Source organism: Eubacteriaceae bacterium Marseille-Q4139 (assembly GCA_018223415.1).
Lineage (GTDB): Bacteria > Bacillota > Clostridia > Lachnospirales > Lachnospiraceae > CABSIM01.
Genome location: JAGTTQ010000001.1, coordinates 2,011,195 through 2,025,719 on the forward strand (window position 1 = coordinate 2,011,195; position 14,525 = coordinate 2,025,719).

General features: G+C 40.2%; 11 protein-coding genes. 9 read left to right on the forward strand and 2 right to left on the reverse strand.

Annotation, left to right across the window (positions count from 1 at the left end):
* Nucleotides 1-13: 13 nt before the first annotated feature.
* Together KE531_09530 and KE531_09535 are read right to left on the reverse strand one after the other, a co-directional pair.
* The gene (locus KE531_09530) at nt 14-1,396 is read right to left on the reverse strand and encodes a hypothetical protein (GenBank protein ID MBR9953850.1); all 1,383 of its coding nucleotides are present in this window, start codon (nt 1,394-1,396) and stop codon (nt 14-16) included.
* Nucleotides 1,393-2,424, reverse strand: a complete 1,032-nt coding sequence (locus KE531_09535) for a glycosyltransferase family 2 protein (protein MBR9953851.1) — start codon at nt 2,422-2,424, stop codon at nt 1,393-1,395. Before KE531_09535 ends, KE531_09530 begins: the two co-directional genes overlap by 4 nt.
* 468 nt (nt 2,425-2,892) lie before the next feature.
* On the opposite strand from KE531_09535, the gene KE531_09540 reads away from it, so the two are divergent.
* The 9 genes from KE531_09540 to KE531_09580 are packed head-to-tail and all read left to right on the forward strand — an operon-like array spanning nt 2,893 to nt 14,482.
* Nucleotides 2,893-4,014, forward strand: a complete 1,122-nt coding sequence (locus KE531_09540; GenBank protein MBR9953852.1) for a glycosyltransferase family 4 protein — start codon at nt 2,893-2,895, stop codon at nt 4,012-4,014.
* On the forward strand, nt 4,002-5,162 hold the full coding sequence (locus tag KE531_09545) for a glycosyltransferase family 4 protein (GenBank protein ID MBR9953853.1): 1,161 nt from the start codon (nt 4,002-4,004) through the stop codon (nt 5,160-5,162). The genes KE531_09540 and KE531_09545 overlap by 13 nt, the downstream gene beginning before the upstream one ends.
* 6 nt (nt 5,163-5,168) lie before the next feature.
* Nucleotides 5,169-6,239, forward strand: a complete 1,071-nt coding sequence (locus tag KE531_09550) for a mannose-1-phosphate guanylyltransferase (protein ID MBR9953854.1) — start codon at nt 5,169-5,171, stop codon at nt 6,237-6,239.
* Nucleotides 6,240-6,259: 20 nt separating this feature from the next.
* Nucleotides 6,260-7,291 (forward strand): GDP-mannose 4,6-dehydratase, encoded by a 1,032-nt coding sequence (gene gmd, locus KE531_09555; GenBank protein MBR9953855.1) that lies wholly within the window; start codon nt 6,260-6,262, stop codon nt 7,289-7,291.
* 42 nt (nt 7,292-7,333) lie between these two features.
* Entirely contained in the window at nt 7,334-8,284 is a 951-nt protein-coding gene (locus KE531_09560) for a GDP-mannose 4,6-dehydratase (GenBank protein MBR9953856.1), read from the forward strand.
* Between the two features lie 24 nt (nt 8,285-8,308).
* Nucleotides 8,309-9,085: an ABC transporter permease gene (locus KE531_09565; GenBank protein ID MBR9953857.1), complete on the forward strand. Its 777-nt coding sequence runs from the start codon at nt 8,309-8,311 to the stop codon at nt 9,083-9,085.
* Nucleotides 9,085-10,389 carry an ABC transporter ATP-binding protein gene (locus KE531_09570; protein ID MBR9953858.1) on the forward strand — a complete coding sequence of 435 codons (1,305 nt, stop codon included), beginning with the start codon at nt 9,085-9,087 and terminating at the stop codon, nt 10,387-10,389. Before KE531_09565 ends, KE531_09570 begins: the two co-directional genes overlap by 1 nt.
* 5 nt (nt 10,390-10,394) lie before the next feature.
* Nucleotides 10,395-11,960 carry an FkbM family methyltransferase gene (locus KE531_09575; GenBank protein ID MBR9953859.1) on the forward strand — a complete coding sequence of 522 codons (1,566 nt, stop codon included), beginning with the start codon at nt 10,395-10,397 and terminating at the stop codon, nt 11,958-11,960.
* A 17-nt stretch (nt 11,961-11,977) separates the two neighbouring features.
* Nucleotides 11,978-14,482, forward strand: coding sequence for a glycosyltransferase (locus tag KE531_09580; protein ID MBR9953860.1), 2,505 nt, complete (start codon nt 11,978-11,980; stop codon nt 14,480-14,482).
* The last annotated feature ends 43 nt before the right edge of the window (nt 14,483-14,525 follow it).

Here is a 14,525-nt window from a genome sequence, read left to right on the forward strand (position 1 = left end):
TCGATTATCCTTTTCAAGTAAAAATCTTATATACTGCTTTAATAATATAAGAAAGCATGCAATCTACCCTCATGAAATAGTTCCACGGAAAGGGAATCAGTGCAGCCGTCCCTTCCCTCCAGCCGCTTGTCACAGTATGTTCCTGCATATCCTTTTTTGTGATTTTTTTCCAGCAGCGAACTAAAATCAAATTCTGCCAAATATCCTTAGCTGACATTATTCGTGCGAGCGGAAGCATATAAGCTTCTGTCGTATCATCACAAAATGGGATCATTCCATAAACTTTCGCCTCTTCTTTTGAAGGAAATATCATAGAAGAGACCAAAAGCCTCTTTATTGTCTTTCCAGATTTTCCTGTCTTATCTTGTAATTCATTTTTCTGTTTACTACACATCACCCAATGCATTGCGTATTTCCGAATAAACTCTATCTGTTCTGCCTCATACCAAACATTTATGTGCTGATTCAGTACGGGACAAATATCTTCTTCTTTTTTATATCCTATCGTCATGCCATGAGATGCCATGCACCAACATTCAAACAAATTATTATTAAAAAGAACCCAGGTTATCGCCGCACTTTTTTTGCCGTCGAAATAGTAGCTCTGATATCTTCCATCCTCTGGCGCCGTTCTACTCTGGATCCCAAAATAGTAACCTGTAATCTCAACATGTTTATGATAGATATTATCCAAAATCATTCGTAAAGTCCGCTGCATGGAGCCAGTCCAACCACTATCAACCAGTGCAAATGCCCCATCTTCCCCTAGCCCTTCCTGCCTGAAGTACTGTTCTATAAGTTCCAGCTGCTCTCTCGAAAGTTTTTTCATCCGCCGGTGAAATTCCTCGCACTGTTTCAATGCATTCAAAAAGCGTTTTTGAGCATCAAGGCATAAGTACTCATTTGCAGCATCGGCTTCATCATATCCCAAAAGCCCTAATATATAGATGCAGTCCTCTTCAGACATACCAGTCCTTTTCAATAACAAGTTCGGAGTGCACTCTATGCTGTCTCTGCCAAAATATCTCCAAAACTCTTCATTGTTTATAGAATATAAAGCTTTTCTCAATGCCAAACGGCTTACATATAGATATTTGAATTCTATTTGACTAAGGAGCGCATCATCAATTATTTTGGCAATATCAAGCATTATTTTTCCGTCTCGGGCCAGAAAAAACAATTTATTGATATGCCTTTCTCGCGCATCACTGATAACCCATGCGATGTAAGAAGTTAACACTGGGCCAATTACAGTATTGCACACCTCATAAACGGTGGAAATTTCTGGGCATTTAATGTCAGGCCGTCTTTTTAATCCATAAACTGCCGATGAATAGAATGTATGCATCGCCTTGTCAGCCTTTAAGATTGACAAGTACCTTTTAGTTTTTTTCATATTCGCCCCATCACTCGCTTTATCCATCTGCGAGCGTGAACAGCTCCCAGAATCAATTTTGTATTACCTATATTCATAAAAAAACGATATAAAGAAAATTCTAAGGAACTAGCCCTTCGAGGCGATGCCAGACTTAATACCTCATTTACCTCATTTTCATTTAATATTTCATTTATTATCCTTGTAGTTTGTGCATAAGGCATCTCAGCAGATATGGCTTTCTCGATATTTAAAAAGCATCCTCGCAGATACATATCTCCAAGTAGAATTGGTTCTGCATGTGGAGCAATTGTTTTAACAAATTGGCTTATGTCCCGATATACCTGGTTATTTCTTTCAATTAGATCGTTTCTCCATTCAGCAGTCAGAGTATTTTTTCCCCTGCATATATAGTGGTAACCCATACTAGGACAAGTGCAAAATACTCTGCAGTGATTCAAATAGGCAACATTAAACGGAACATCTTCAGCAAAAAAAGTATTTTCACAAAACATTATTTTGTGCTCATTGATTATGTGGGTTTTATACAGTTTATTCCACACGTGTATAAATAAATCATAGGAAAAAGCAGGAATTTCCTTATCAAAGAAAAACTCCTCAATCTCACTCCTGCAATATGGTAATTCCAGTCTTACTTTTTTTGGCTTTTTTCCATTTCGCCAGAATTCTCTGGTATATCCTGCTAAAACCAAGTCTACGGACTGTTTTTCCAGGGACAAAAGCATACCTTGATAGTACTCGGGCTCTACCCAATCATCTGCGTCCAAAAAGGCTAAATACTCACCCCGAGCCTTTTCTATACCTGCATTTCTCGCCGCACTCAGTCCTTTGTTTTTCTGCGCGTAATAAAATATCCGCGGCGATTGCTCTAAAAATGCCTTGCATATATCCCGTGTTTTATCAGATGATCCGTCATTGATTATTATCAATTCCCAGTCATCCAATGTTTGCTCTAAAACACTTCTGATTGCTATTGCAATGGTTTGCTCTCCGTTAAAAACAGGTAAAATAATAGAAAGAAGAGGCATAAATATTCGCCAGCCTTCCATTTAACTTTTAAGCGCTATTAAATTCTTCCTATAATCGTACTTATACCAACTCGAAATTTTCGCAAATTTCTTTAGAGGGCTACTTCACGGAAAACCGCCATTTTTCCTATAAAAACCATTGACAAAAACCTTTGTTTGCGCTATTTTTTCAAGAGAACTTGTAAAATAACATCCTGCAATTTTAAAATGTATTATCCTGCTGTACCTTCAATCCCGTCGGCGCAAGAATGTACATATACCTTGAACTTCTGCACTTTAGATGGAATCATGGAAAAAAGTGGGATTTTTTAAGAAAAATGACAAAAACTAAAGGAAATGTTAAGTTTTACAAGTTGCCTATTTGGCGCAAAGATGTTATACTAGCTAGAGGCGAGTTGGTATAAGTACGATTATATAAAGCCCCCCCTATTAAAAATAGAAGAAACAGAGAATCGGAGCAGAGTCAATTTGAAGATTGCAGTGGATGCGAGGACGCTTGGAAGCTGTCCGAGTGGTATTGGGATTTATTTATATGATTTCATACGCGCTCTGGCGGTAGAGAAGGGCGCAGATAACCTGGACGATGTGTCCCTGGTTCTGTTAACAGATGTTGCGGAAAGCGAGCAGATACAGCATTTAAAGGCGATGGGAATGCCGGTGGTGTGTTTTGGCAGAAAAGTTTTCCGGAGCGCCAGTGTCTATCGATACTTTGGCTTCATTAAGCAGTTTTTGCAGAGAGAGCAGCCGGATCTTTTTTGGGAGCCGAATAACCTGATACCTGTAAGGTTAAAGGGATATCATGGACGGCTTGTGATTACAGTCCATGATTTATTTCCACTTACCAAACCAGAATTTTTTCAGTGGTTTTACCGGCTGTATTTCCGAAGCGGAATTCGTAAGTCAATAGCCCAAGCGGATGCAATCCTTTTTAATTCAGAGGAAACACGGCGTTTGTCCGTTGGTTTTTTTTCGCAGATTTCCAAGAAAAAAACATTTGTATCTTATTTAATTGTACAGAAACCACCAGAAAAGGCTGTTTCAGACAACGGCTATTTTTTATATGTTGGGAATCTGGAACGGAGAAAAGGGACAGATCTGCTCTTGAAAGCGTATCAGGAGTATTGCAGGAAAGGTGGAACCAGGCCTTTGTATTTAGGCGGAAATATCCGCGATAAAGAAATTGAGACGATGCTCAGGGAGATATCAGAAGAACTGCGGACGGTACAGTATTTGGGATATCTAAATGAGAAAAGAAAATATGAGATTCTGTCCAGATGCCACTGCTTTTTGTTCCCTTCAAGGGCAGAGGGATTTGGAATTCCACCGTTGGAAGCCCTGGGATATCAAAAGGCAGTAATCGTAAGCGATTTGTCAATTTTCGATGAAATAATGAGTGTACCGACGCTGAAGGTTTCCTTAAAAGAGCGGGAGAGCGATCAGGTCAGTCAGCTATGCCGCTTGATGCTTGCGGATACCTTTCCGCAGTATTCACGGGAAGAATGCCAGGTTGTTTTGGAACGCTATGACAGTGAAATTCTGGGACATAGGCTGGCGCAGTTTTTCAGGGAGATAGCAGCATGCACAGAATAAAAGTGGCTTTTGATGCTCAACTGTTGTTTGAGCAGCAGAAGACGGGGATTGGGTGGAATGCTAAAAAGTTGATAGACTGCCTGATCCAGCGTCCGGAACTGGAATGTACATTGAATTGCTTTCTTATAAAAGATAAGTCCAGAGCGGAGAAAATCCTGAGAGAATACAGGGACAGCGGCTGCATAATCAATCAAAGCCGATGGATGCCTGCAAGAATTTATTATCATCTGGAGCGGATTGTACCATTTCCTTACCGATGGATTTTCGGAAAAAAGGCAGAGGTTACACAGTTCTTTAACTATACAATTCCAGCCGGTACGGCGGGGAAGAAGCTCACAATCATTCACGATGTGGCTTTTCTGGCTCATCCGGAGACTGTGACAAAGCGTACGTATCGCTGGCTTAGCAGGAATATCCGATCTTATTGCAGTCGAGCAGAGGAGATCTTAACAGTTTCCGAATTCAGCAGACAGGAGATTCACCGTTATTTAGGAATACCACTTGAAAAAATTCAGGTGGTCTATAACGGGGTAGACACGGAACAGTATCACCCGGACTATTCGGAAGAGCAGATTCGTGCGTCAATGGCAAAGTACCATGTGAATGGACATTACATTCTTTATATGGGGACTCTGGAGCCAAGAAAAAATATTGAAACGCTAATAAAGGCATATGGAATCCTCAAGGAAACGTATGCGGAGAACATACCGAAGCTGGTTTTAGCAGGAAAAAAAGGCTGGCTTTATGACTCAATTTTTCAGATGGTTCAAGATCTGGGACTGGAAAAGCAGGTGATATTCACTGGCTACGTTGAGGCCGAAGATGCTGCGCCATTATTCTGCGGAGCGGAGATGTTTGTATTTCCTTCTCTATATGAGGGGTTTGGGATTCCGCCGTTAGAAGCTATGGCCTGCGGAACACCTGTGATTACATCAGATTGTTCATCTCTGCCGGAAGTGGTTGGTTCTGCCGGTCTCATGGTGCCGCCTATGGATGCCGCAGCTCTGGCAGATAAGATGGAATTGCTGATAACGGATCATAAGCTTCGTGCCCGCCTGAAGCAGGCGGGGATCGAACGGGCAAAACAATTCACATGGGAGGCATCGGCCGAAAAGCTGGTGCAGATTTACAAAAAAGTGGGAGGATAACGGATGATGGAGATTACAGCACTTATTATGGCTGGCGGACGCGGAGAGCGGTTTTGGCCGAGAAGCCGGAAGAATCTGCCGAAGCAGTTTCTGTCTCTGACAGATGACGGGAAAACCATGATTCAGCTCACCGTTGAACGGATTCTGTCCATGGTTCCGATTAAAAACATTTATATCGCAACAAATGCGGACTACAAGCAGCTTGTCAGAGAACAGCTTCCTGATGTCCCGGAGGAAAATATTCTCTGTGAGCCGGCCGCGAGGAATACGGCTCCCTGCATTGGTCTTGGCGCAGTCCACATAGCAAGACGGTTTGAAGATGCGTTGATGATGGTTCTGCCGTCGGATCATTTAATTAAGTTTGGAAATATGTTTTTGAATACGCTTAAAGATGCATGTGCAGCGGCTGGTGAGGATGATAATCTTGTCACGATTGGAATCACGCCTACATATCCGGAAACCGGATACGGATATATTAAATTCCGCTCTGAAGAGAGCCATGGGAATGCCTATTCCGTAGAGCGATTTGTGGAAAAGCCAAATCTGGAAGTGGCAAAAGAATATCTGGATTCAGAAGAATATCTTTGGAACAGTGGTATGTTCGTTTGGAAAGTTTCTTCTATATTAAAGAGCATTCAAAAATTTATGCCGGATACTTATGAAGGGCTTTTAAAAATCCAGGCAGCCATTGGGACTGAAGAAGGCGAGAACATATTGAAGGAAGAATTCTGCCGGTTTGAGCCGCAGTCCATTGATTATGGAATCATGGAAAAGGCAGAGCATATTTATACGATCCCGGGAACTTTTGGCTGGGATGATGTTGGTTCCTGGCTGGCAGTGGAACGGATCCAGAAAACGAATGAATATGGAAATGTAGTGCGCGGAAATGTCATCACAGTAGATACACATAACTGCATTATACAGGGCAGCCGGAAGCTGATTGCAACCGTAGGGCTTGAGGATATTGTAGTGGTGGATACAGATGATGCCACATTGATCTGTGCAAAAGACGACACAAATAACATTAAAAAAGTAATTGAAAACCTGAAAATATGTAACAGGGATGAATACATTTAAGGAATCGGAGGAACAAAGGAATGAAACATGCACTGATTACAGGTGTAACAGGACAGGACGGATCCTATCTGGCAGAGCTTTTGCTGGAAAAGGGTTATGAAGTTTACGGGATCATGAGGAGAAAGAGCGTTGTCGATTACGGCAATGTGGAACATATCAAGGATAAAATCCATTTCATTTATGCGGATATGACAGATATCGTGTCCCTTATCAATGCCATGCGGGTTTCGCAGGCTGACGAAGTGTATAATCTGGCGGCTCAGTCTTTTGTCGGGACGAGCTGGGAGCAGCCGGTAGCGACAGCGGATATTGATGCCATTGGTGTGACGAACATGCTGGAAGCGATCCGGACAGTGAAGCCGGAGGCACATTTTTACCAGGCATCCACAAGTGAGATGTTCGGCAAGGTACAGGAAATGCCGCAGACGGAAAAGACCCCGTTTTATCCGCGCAGCCCGTATGGTGTGGCAAAGGTGTATGGCCATTGGATTACAAAGAATTACAGGGAAAGCTACGGGATGTTTGCATGCAGCGGAATTCTGTTTAACCATGAAAGTGAGCGGCGCGGCCTGGAATTCGTAACGAGAAAGATTACGAATGCTGTTGCCAGAATCAAATTGGGGCTTCAGGATCATGTGGAACTGGGCAGCCTGGATGCGAAGCGGGACTGGGGACACTCCCAGGATTATGTGAGAGCCATGTGGCTGATGCTTCAGCAGGACGCTCCGGACGATTATGTGATCGCAACGAATGAGACACGAACAGTTCGGGAATTTGTGGAAACTGCTTTTCGTCATGTGGGCATGGAAATCGAGTGGCATGGAGAAGGTGTCCGGGAAACTGGCGTAGACAAGGTTTCGGGAAAGACAGTTGTTTCTGTGAATCCCAAGTTTTTCCGTCCGGCAGAGGTTGAGGTTTTGCTTGGAAATCCTGCTAAAGCGGAAGCGGCTCTTGGCTGGAAGCGTGAGGTTCCTTTCCAGGAGCTTGTAAAGCGTATGGTGGAAAACGACCTGAAGCTGGCAGAAAAAGAGATGCGGATTGCTCAGCTTTAAGATGGTGAAAAATCCGGATGTTTTGAGAGGATTGAGGCAGATATGGAGAAGGCATTGATTATTGGCGCGGCGGGATTTGTTGGCAATTATCTCGCCAGCCAGATCCTTTCTGAGGGGAAGTGGACCCTGGCGGCGACTAAGATGGCACAGGAAACGATGCTGCGGGAGGATATGGAGATCTATGATCTGGATATTCTGGAACCCGGGGCTGTTTATGAGCTTTTAAAGGTACTGCGGCCGGACTATATCTTTCATCTGGCGGCACAAAGTTCGGTGGCTGTTTCATGGAAGAATCCGGGATTGACGGTGGACGTCAACATCAAAGGAACTTTGGCAGTTCTGGATGCTGCAAGGCAGTTGGACTACAAACCGAGGATTCTTTTGATTGGCTCGGGAGAGGAGTACGGCCATGTGGAGCCGGAAGAAATCCCGATTTCGGAAACAACACTTCTTCGGCCGGGAAATCTTTATGCGGCGACAAAGGCATGTCAAAACATGGTTGGGAAGATTTATTCAGATGCTTACGGAATGGATATTATGAGTGTCCGGGCATTTAACCATGTGGGCCCCAATCAGGCGCCGCTTTTTGTCGTGGCTGATTTCTGTAAGCAGGCCGCGGAAATTGAGAAAGGAGTCCGTCTGCCGGTTATGAAAGTTGGAAATCTTGCGGCAAAGCGGGATTTTACGGATGTGAGGGATGTTGTACGGGCCTATGTCCTTCTGATGGAAAGAGGAAAGGCTGGCGAAACCTACAATGTGGGATCGGGACATGCGGTCTCCATCGAAGAGATTCTGGGACAGATTCTCGGTTTGGCTTCGGTAAAAGTGACGGTAGAAAAAGATCCGGGGAAATTTCGACCGGTGGATGTGCCGATTATTGAGGCGGATGTCAGAAAGCTTCAGGAGTGTACGGGATGGAAAACGGAGATTGGACTGGAGCAGACTTTAAGGGAGACGTTGGAGTTTTGGAGGAAAGAAATATCGCTAAAGTAAAGGAAATAAGAGAGCGAGGAAGCTGTGCGGATGATAGCAGAAATTTATGCATATAGAGAAATGATTTTCAGTCTTGTACGCAGAGATTTGAAGGGACGTTATAAGGGGTCCATTTTGGGGTTTTTCTGGACCTTTTTAAATCCACTTCTCCAGTTGATTGTATATACAGTAGTGTTTTCTGTAATTTTAAGAAGCGATATTGAAGAATATTATCTTTTCTTATTTGTGGCATTGGTGCCATGGATATTCTTTAGCACAAGTGTTTCTGGTGGTGCTGGATGCATTTTAGCGCAGCAGAATATGATAAAAAAAATATATTTTCCGCGTGAGGTTATACCAATTTCTTTTGTAACCAGTCAATTTGTTAATATGCTTTTGAGCCTCCTGGTTGTTCTGGCAGTGATCTTTCTATCGGGCCATGGAATAAACTGGGGAGCGATTTTATATTTGCCTGTTATTATGCTGGTGGAATATGTTCTGGCTTTAGGCGTGGCAATGATAACGTCTGCTGTGACAGTCTATATAAGAGATTTGGAATACCTTCTCGGGATTATAACTATGGCATGGCAGTTTTTAACGCCGATCATGTATTCTATGGAGATTGTTCCGGAAAGCGTTCTCCCAATATTTAATCTGAATCCAATGACACCAATTATTATTGCATATAGAGATATTCTTTATGGGAAAAAGCCTCCGGAAATTAGTACACTCATGCATGCCACATTATTAGGTATTCTTCTTTTGTGCGTGGGCTGTTTGGTTTTTAAGGAATTGAAACGACATTTTGCGGAGGAATTATGATGCAGTCTGATATTGCCGTTGGAGTTGATCATGTTACAAAGACTTTTAAGGTCTATTTAGACAAAGGAAGCACATTAAAGGAGAAGATTCTCTTCAAGAATAGAAGAAAATATAGTCATCGAGTGGTTTTGGACGACATTAGTTTTGAAATCCGCAAAGGCGAAGCTGTTGGATTAATTGGAGAGAATGGGTGCGGAAAAAGTACTACGTTGAAGCTGCTGACGCGCATAATGTATCCGGACACTGGAACGATCACGATGAATGGACGGGTCTCAAGTTTGATTGAATTAGGCGCGGGATTTCATCCGGATATGAGTGGCCGGCAGAATATATATATTAACGCATCAATTTTCGGACTAACCAAAAAGGAAATAGATGCTCGTTTAGATGATATTATTGCATTCTCGGAATTGGAAGAATTTATAGATAATCCTGTGCGAACCTATTCTTCTGGTATGTACATGCGCTTAGCATTCTCGGTGGCGATTAATGTTGATGCAGATATTCTTTTGATTGATGAAATTTTAGCAGTAGGTGACGCTAATTTTCAGGCAAAGTGTTTTGATAAATTGCGTGAATTAAAAGCATCTGGGATGACGATAGTTCTTGTAACGCATGATACTGGGACAATCGAGAGGTTCTGTAATCGAGCAATATGGATTTTGGATGGCAGAATAGCAAGTGAAGGTGCGGCACCTAGGGTTGTTGATTCATATCTAAAATATATGAATCAACAAAAATTAGAAAAATTGGGAGAGAAAAATAAGTCGAGTGTTGAAACGGGTAATGAAGTTTTAGCCGATCAGTCCATAATTGTAGAAACGAATGTAAAGGAACAGCTGGAAGAACAAGAGCAAGTTGATATGATAGACTTTTCGGCCAATCATTTTGGACTTAACTATATTATTATCGAAAAAGCTCAGATTCGAAATGATAAATCCGAAATAACCACAGTATTACCATCAGGTATGCCGTGTAGCTTTGAGATTTATTATAAAGTAAACAAAGCTTTAGAAGAGTATGTTTTTGGAATAGGAATTTTTGATTTAGATGGTAGGTGTATTGTTGGAAACAATACGCAATTGGATCGTTTACACATTCCTCATACTAAGATGAATGGAAAAGTTTGTTTTCACATAGATAAACTGCCATTATTATCTGGTAAATATGTATTAAATGTTGCTATCGTCAATCAAGACGGAGCGCCAATGGATTATTATCGAGATTATTGCCATTTCGATGTTGTGTCTGATGACCGCAGTGTTGGTGTCGTGCATTTGGATCATTCGTGGGAGGTTCAGTAATAAATATGGATAAAAGCCAGATTATATATGATAAATTGCTTGCTTATATGCAAACAGATAAAACACTAGAAGAACAGGGGAGCATAACAGAACAAGAAACATCTCCAAGCCATATTGACGGCTATCTTGGCGAAGTGTGTCAAAATATTGCTATTATGGAGAGAACCCGAAGTAATTATGCTTATCGAGAACTCCGGTCAAACCGTATCTTGGCTCCGGTCATTTTATTTATAAAGAAGTGCATGCGTAAATGTCTGAAGTGGTATATTGAGCCGATTTGCAACCAGCAAACCGAGTTTAATAATGCTGTTACCCCTGCCATGGGCCGCTTAACGCAATCTGTTACAGAATTATATCAGTCATATCTCCGGCAAGAGAGGCAAGAAAATAAATACGATGAAGTTCTGAGAAATCTGGAAGAAGTGAAGAAAACACAGAATGGCCAAATGAAAAATTTTTCAGATATTAAGGCGTCATCAGAACAAAAAATCGAAGTATTAAAGAAAAAATTAGAAGAACTTACGGTTCAAGTAGAAACCCTGAGAAATATCAATGTCAACCTTGATGAAAAAATTACGTCAATTTATTTACGATCTGAACATTTTGCATCTCGTATGGATTCACAGGGAGCGCGAATGGACAAATATTCTGAAAAAAATGATGAATTAAGAATGGATTTGGATGAAATAAAAAAATATTTTACAAGCACGCGATGCTTAGAACAAAAAGAACTAGATATAGAACAAAAAATTATAAAACTTTCGAACAACATAGATGAAAATAAAACAGCTTTAGCTGATATGCAAAAAAACATAATGCATCAAATGGCATTTATAGATACTTCCTTTATATCTAAGTTACAAGAACGGATAGAACGCTTAGAAGAAACGCAGAACAAAAAATTTAATCCATGGGATAAGAGAACAACGTCTCAAGCGGGAGAAGACAGTATTCTTTTATATCTGTTGCCACACCTGAAAAGGGGTTATTCTGAATGCACATATTTGGATCTAGGGGCTAATCATGCAATTGAGCTAAGTAATACATATAGCCTATATGTACGTGGAGCCAGAGGGGTTCTTGTAGAAGCAAATCCGTGTTTGATTCCAGAACTCCAGGAGTATCGTTCTGGTGATATCATCTTAAATCGGTGCATTTATTCCGAAACAGATGAAACAAGAAGTTTTTATATCATGAGCGGAGACGGTTTGTCTTCTATGGATCTTGATGCTGTCCGGGATATGATTCATGAAAATCCCGAACTAAAAGTGGAAAGTGTTTTACCGGTGAAAACAATAACAGTACAAGACATACTAAGACAGTATTTTGGAAATGAAGCTCCAACAGTTGTAAACATTGATGTAGAAGGGATGGAATGGGCTATTTTACAAAACTGGGATTTTGAACATTATCGCCCAGCTATGTTTGTTGTGGAAATGATCCCATATCGCCCGACATTGGTAATTGGAGAAAAAAACGAAGAAATTGTAAATTTCATGGAATCTGTTAATTATGTTGAATACGCTTTCACGGGTATCAACTCAATTTTTGTGGATAAAGAAGCCTTTTAATAAGGAGATTGGTAAATATGAATATTGCGTTTGATGATATTGCTCTTTTAGGCCCATTAAGTAAGAATCGCGGTATTGGAAACTATGCATTTGGTTTATTTAAAACTCTGATTAAATCAGACAAAGAAAATCACTATTATATGTTCAATATAATGGAGGAGTTTTCTTGGAAATCTTATGCAGATGATGAAAATATAATAGAAGACTTTTACTATCTGGGGAAAGAACAGTTTTTGGCACATGAACCGTATAAAGAAATTTTTGGAAAGATTTTACAAAATTTCATAAAGAAAAATGAAATTGATATCTTTATTATTACTTCCCCATTTGATGGACATGTTCTTCCGTATAGAAAAGAGTGGTTTCAAAACGTCAATGTAGTGGCTATTGTGTATGACATCATTCCTTATGTTATGAAAGAACATTATCTGACAGACAAAAATTCTTATAAGTGGTACATGTCGTGTGTAGATATGCTGCGCTGGTGTGACCGCCTGTTGGTTATTTCGAACAGCGTGAAAACGGATTTGATTCATTATTTAGATTTTCCGGCGGATCGAATTGATGTTATATGGGGAGCAATAAATGAACAGTTTCGAATGATCAATATATCTTTGGATGAGCAAAAAAGGTTATATACAAAATTTGGCATTCACGGAAAATATATCATGTGCACGGGAGGGGATGATGAAAGAAAGAATATAGAAGGTTTAATTCGATCTTACGGAAAACTCTCCAAAGAAGTTAGAGGGGATTATCAATTAGTTATTGTATGCAAGCTTTCACAAACATCCGTCGAAAAATATCATAATTTGGCAATTGAATGTGGTGTGGAAAATCAAGTCGTACTTACTAATTTCGCGTCCGATGAAGAACTGGTATTTTTATATAATTTGGCATCACTGATGGTTTTCCCATCTAAATATGAAGGCTTTGGTTTGCCGATTGTTGAGGCGTTTGCATGCAATGTTCCGGTAGTTACCTCCAATAATTCGAGCCTTGTTGAAATTGCAGGAGATGCTGCTATATTAGTGAATCCTTTCTCTGAGGAGGATGTATCGCGGGGAATCTTAAAAGCTTTAACAAATTGTGATCTTGAAGAATTGAGATTGAAAGGAAGAGAGAGACTTAAAATTTTTCAATGGGAAAATGTGGCGCAATGGTTATTGCAAAGCATTCATAAACTGAATGTGAAAAATGGTGAAAAAGAAACGGCAAGAAAAAAAATTGCTTTTTTCACACCGCTCCCCCCTGTCGAATCGGGAATTTCAGATTATAGCGTAGATATTATTGGAGAAATTAATAAGTATTTTGACATTGATATATTTATTGATGATGGATATGAAGCATCTGGTGTATCTTCGCATACTATCAAAATATTTAATCACAGGAAGTATAAGACTCAACAACCTTACTACCGCACCATTTATCAAATGGGAAACTCTTCGTATCACACTTATATGCTTCCTTACATTTCTAGAAATGGTGGGATTGTTGTACTGCATGACTATAATTTGCATGGAGCGTTACATTATGTAAGTATGTCAAAACGCAATTATAGCATGTACAAAAAATTCTTGTTGGAAGATTATGATAAGACGAAAGTAGAGTCATATTTAGAGGAATATAGGACTGGCAAAACACAACCTCAAATATATGAAATGGTGATAAATGGAGCAGTAGTAAACTATGCAACTCAAATTATTGTTCATAGTGAATGGGCTGCAGAACAGCTGTTGAGAAAGAACATTGAGTATAAGGTTCATACAATCCCGCATTATGCAATTATTCAGGATATTCCCGATGAGAATATAGCCAAGCAAGAATTGGGGCTGTTAAATAAAGGTATGATAATAGGCATGTTTGGCTATATCCATGAGACAAAACGCATTTTTCCAATTTTACATGCGTTTAAAAGACTGAGAAAAGAAGAAACGGCATGTCTTGTTTGTGTGGGGAAATTAGCAAAAGAAATTGAAACAGATTTTAATGAGTTTGTATCTAAAAACAATTTGGCAGATTCCGTAATTGTTACCGGATATATAGATTTGGAAATTTTTCAAAAATATATTGATGCGGTAGATATTTGTCTAAACCTTAGGTATCCATATAATGGGGAAACTAGCGGAAGCTTAATGCGTATTCTTTCTAAGGGGAAAGCTGTTGTAGTAAATGACATAGGAAGCTTTTCGGAAATTCCAGATGATGCATGTATTAAGTTGCCAGATGCGAGGGATTTAACAATAAATCACGAGGCGGACAATATTTTTGGAGCACTTAAAATGCTGATTGCTGATTCTGAATATAGAAGTACATTAAGAAAGAATGCACGGTTGTATGCGGAAAAAACTTTAGATCTGGAGGTGGTGGGGAAATTATATAAAGATGTCATTGAGCTTCCGCAACAAGCTTCTCCCTTGACAGAAAACGTATTAAAGGGAATCGCGGATGAATTGGCAGAAAAAAAATATTCACGTGAAGAAGTGAGGAATATTTCAGATAGTTTGAGTGCGTGTATATAGGAGAAAAGCATACTCAGACTTAATGACTGTGTATGCTTTGTGA

Excerpts from the sequence above, each read along its gene's own strand:
- KE531_09530 (MBR9953850.1), bottom strand. The coding sequence starts at position 1,396 with ATGAAAAAAACTAAAAGGTACTTGTCAATCTTAAAGGCTGACAAGGCG.
- KE531_09535 (MBR9953851.1), bottom strand. The coding sequence starts at position 2,424 with ATGCCTCTTCTTTCTATTATTTTACCTGTTTTTAACGGAGAGCAAACC.
- KE531_09545 (MBR9953853.1), top strand. The coding sequence starts at position 4,002 with ATGCACAGAATAAAAGTGGCTTTTGATGCTCAACTGTTGTTTGAGCAG.
- KE531_09550 (MBR9953854.1), top strand. The coding sequence starts at position 5,169 with ATGGAGATTACAGCACTTATTATGGCTGGCGGACGCGGAGAGCGGTTT.
- gmd (MBR9953855.1), top strand. The coding sequence starts at position 6,260 with ATGAAACATGCACTGATTACAGGTGTAACAGGACAGGACGGATCCTAT.
- KE531_09560 (MBR9953856.1), top strand. The coding sequence starts at position 7,334 with ATGGAGAAGGCATTGATTATTGGCGCGGCGGGATTTGTTGGCAATTAT.
- KE531_09570 (MBR9953858.1), top strand. The coding sequence starts at position 9,085 with ATGCAGTCTGATATTGCCGTTGGAGTTGATCATGTTACAAAGACTTTT.
- KE531_09575 (MBR9953859.1), top strand. The coding sequence starts at position 10,395 with ATGGATAAAAGCCAGATTATATATGATAAATTGCTTGCTTATATGCAA.
- KE531_09580 (MBR9953860.1), top strand. The coding sequence starts at position 11,978 with ATGAATATTGCGTTTGATGATATTGCTCTTTTAGGCCCATTAAGTAAG.